This window comes from Pseudomonas sp. Pse79 (assembly GCF_024519615.1).
Classification (GTDB): Bacteria; Pseudomonadota; Gammaproteobacteria; order Pseudomonadales; family Pseudomonadaceae; genus Aquipseudomonas; species Aquipseudomonas veronii.
Window position 1 is genome coordinate 1 of record NZ_JALJRR010000060.1, and the last position, 3,522, is coordinate 3,522.

Sequence of the window (3,522 nt, forward strand, 5' to 3'; positions counted from 1 at the left end):
TGCCGTTGAAGTTCGCGTTCGGCTTGAAGTAAACGGTCGCTTCGCCGTTGACGGCATCAATCGAGCCAGTCACTGGCTTGGTCATCGCCGCATCGGTGTAGAACGTGCCATTGGTTGGCGTGCCGACGGTGAACGATTTCACGTCCGCCACGCCGTCTACGTCAGTGGCCGAAAGCTTAACTTCGATACCTTGAACCGGATCTTCGGAACCCGTTGCGGTGGTCGGTGCGGCAACCGGCGCGTCGTTCACCGCAGTCACAGTGATAGTGCCGTTAGCAGGCGCCGAGGTCAGCGGGTTGCTGCCGTCAGCGTTGCCACTGTCGGTGGCCGTGTAGGTGAAGTTCGCCGTGCCGTTGAAGTTCGCATTTGGCTTGAAGTAAACCGTGGCTTCGCCGTTGACCGCATCAATCGAGCCGGTCACTGGTTTGGTCATCGCCGCATCGGTATAGAACGTACCGCTGGTCGACGTACCAACCGCGAACGATTTCACGTTCTCCACGCCATCGATATCAGTAGCCGAAAGCTTGACTTCGATACCTTGAACCGGATCTTCGGAACCGGTCGCGGTAGTCGCGATAGCTTCTGGCGCATCGTTAACGGCAATCACGTTGATCGGCAGGGTGATCGACTCGGATTTCGGATCAGCCGTGCCGTCCTGCGCGGTGGCGGTGACGGTGAGGTTCACCAGGCCGTTGGCGTTTTCCGCCGGGGTGAAGACCAGGGTGGCCTTGTTCCAGTTGCTGATGTCGACGCTTTGATTGCCAGCCGTCGCGGTGAAGGTGTGGCCCGGCGTGCCATCGGAGATGGTCGCGTTGAGCGGTATGCCACCGACTTCCAGCTTGAGCGTCTCGGAACCATCCTTGTCGGTGGCGTATGCGTCGATGGTCGACAGCTTGATCGCATGGTCTTCCAGGCCGGTGTTCAGCACCTGGGTGACGTTGATGTTGTCCAGCACGCCGCCCAACGAGTTGTTTGCATCCCCGGCCGGGGCTTTGAACTCGAGTTTGGCATCGCCGTCAGCGGTGACCGGCACGACGAAGGTGTAAGTCTTCATGCCGACGGTGGTGGTATCCAGGGTGCCGACTTTGACGCCGCCCCAGAATACGTCGATCACCGAATTGTTCTCGGCGCCCGCACGCGGCGAGTAGTCGACCGAGATGGTGTACGCCGTGCCGGCTTCTGCCTTGATGATGGTGTACAGGCTGGAGTCGTCGCCGGCGTTTTTCTCAAGCTCGATGACCTGGCTGTTGCCTGGGGTCTCTACGCCGTAGTTGCTGCTTTGGCCGATTTCGACTTGGCCGCCGGCATTCCCCGTGAGCCACGGAGTGCTCGGGGTGCCACTGACAGGCGCGTTGTTGGCGTCATTTACCCCGACGATGCCCCACGAACCATTGAGGTTGGCGCTGTCGAAGTTGATCGAGGTCACAGGGCCGCCGCCGAGCAGGCCCAGGTGCGGAGTGTCGGTAACCGGCGCGATCGTGATGTCGGCCGTCGTTACGGCGCTCGATTTACCTCCGTTGTCGACCGCAGTGAACGTCACCTCGGTTTTGCCGCTCCAGTCGCCGGTCGGGGCGAAGTAAACCGCGGCCTTGCCGTCGGCACCCGCCGGCACCGAGTCGCCGACTTTGAGTTCGGTTTGCAGCGTGGCATCGCTGTACAGCTTGCCGTTTTCCGGCAAGGTGGTGATGACAAAGCTGGAGACGGTACCGTCCACATCCTTGCCGTCCAGCACGATCTTGGCGGTATGGTCTTCATCGGCGGTGGTGTTGTCGGCCGATGCAGTCGGGGCGTCGTTGAACAGGTCGATAGTGACCTTGCCAGTGGCGCTGCCGGTTTCCGGCGGTTCGCGATCCAGGTTGCCGCCACCGTTGTCAGTCACATCGATGGTGACGGTACGATCGGTACCGACAGGGTTATTGCCCGGGCTCTGGAAGGTGATGGCTTCAACCAGTTTGACGAAGTCGGCGGCGCTGCTGCCGGCCTTCGAGTCGCTGGTGAGGGTGTAGACGATTTTCCCGTCGGCGGCGCTGCCGCTCTGGGTGATGGTGATCCCGGCAACGGCCAGGGCCTTGAGCACATCGGTATTGCTGAGCAAATCACCTGCAGCCAGGTGGTCGACGGTGACCACGACTTTGCTGAAGGTGGTGTTGTCGACGTCTTTGATGGTCAGGTTTTCGACCAGCGCGACTGCGTCTTTTTGCTCAGTGAATGTGGTGCTGTCGAACTTGACCTCAGGCGGATCGTTCACCGGAACCACGTACACCACGGAGGTGACAGGCGCCGAATCCAGCTGGCCGTCGTTGACGGTGATGGTCAGGGTGCGATTGGCCGGGTCCGGGTTCTCGCTTTCGCTGGCGAAGTGTACCGAACGCAGGACTTCCTGATACTCAGCCGTGGTGGCCTCACCGGACAAGGTCAAAATGCCCGTGGCCTTGTCGTAGCTGACTGCAATTTTGGTGTTGCTGACATCTGCGATCAGTACATCGTCTGCCAGGTGGTTGACGAGTGTGACTTTGGCGCTTTGCAGGGTGCCGTTGTCGACGTCGCTGACGGTCAGGTTCGCCGCCACGTAGCCGCCAGGCTTGCCTTCAATATAGGTGTCGCCGAACGCGTTGGTCGAGGCGTTGCCCAGTACCGGAGCGTCGTTCACCGCAGTCACGGTGATGGTGCCGTTGGCTGGAGCCGAGGTCAGCGGGCTGCCGCCGCCAGCAATGCCGCCGTCGGTGGCGGTGTAGGTGAAGTTCGCGGTGCCGTTGAAGTTTTCGTTTGGCTTGAAGTAAACGGTGGCTTCGCCGTTGACCGCGTCGATCGAGCCGGTTACCGGCTTGGTCATGGCCGCGTCGGTGTAGAAGGTGCCGTTGGTTGGGGTGCCGACGGTGAAGGATTTCACGTCCGCCACGCCGTCTACGTCAGTGGCGCTCAGTTTGACTTCGATGCCTTGAACCGGATCTTCGGAACCCGTTGCTGTGGTCGGTTCGGCGACCGGTGCATCGTTGACCGGGGTCACGGTGATGGTGCCGTTGGCAGGCGCAGAAGTCAGCGGGCTGCCGCCGTCAGCGATACCGCCGTCGGTCGCGGTGTAGGTGAAGTTCGCGGTGCCGTTGAAGTTTTCGTTTGGCTTGAAGTAAACGGTGGCTTCGCCGTTGACTGCGTCAATCGAGCCAGTTACTGGCTTGGTCATGGCCGCGTCGGTGTAGAAGGTGCCGTTGGTTGGCGTGCCGACGGTGAAGGATTTCACGTCTGTCACGCCGTCTACGTCAGTGGCGCTCAGCTTGACTTCGATGCCTTGAACCGGATCTTCGGAACCCGTTGCGGTGGTCGGCGCGGCGACCGGCGCATCGTTGACCGGAGTCACGGTGATGGTGCCGTTGGCAGGCGCTGAGGTCAGCGGACTGCCGCCGTCGGCAATACCGCCGTCGGTGGCGGTGTAAGTGAAGTTCGCGGTGCCGTTGAAGTTCGCGTTTGGTTTGAAGTAAACGGTCGCTTCGCCGTTGACGGCATCAATCGAGCCAGTCACTGGCT

Annotated in this window: 1 protein-coding gene; it reads right to left on the reverse strand. The window is 61.0% G+C overall.

What is annotated here, in order from left to right:
• On the reverse strand, positions 1 to 3,522 hold a 3,522-nt coding region (locus NR164_RS30200), incomplete at both ends, for a tandem-95 repeat protein (protein WP_256823666.1).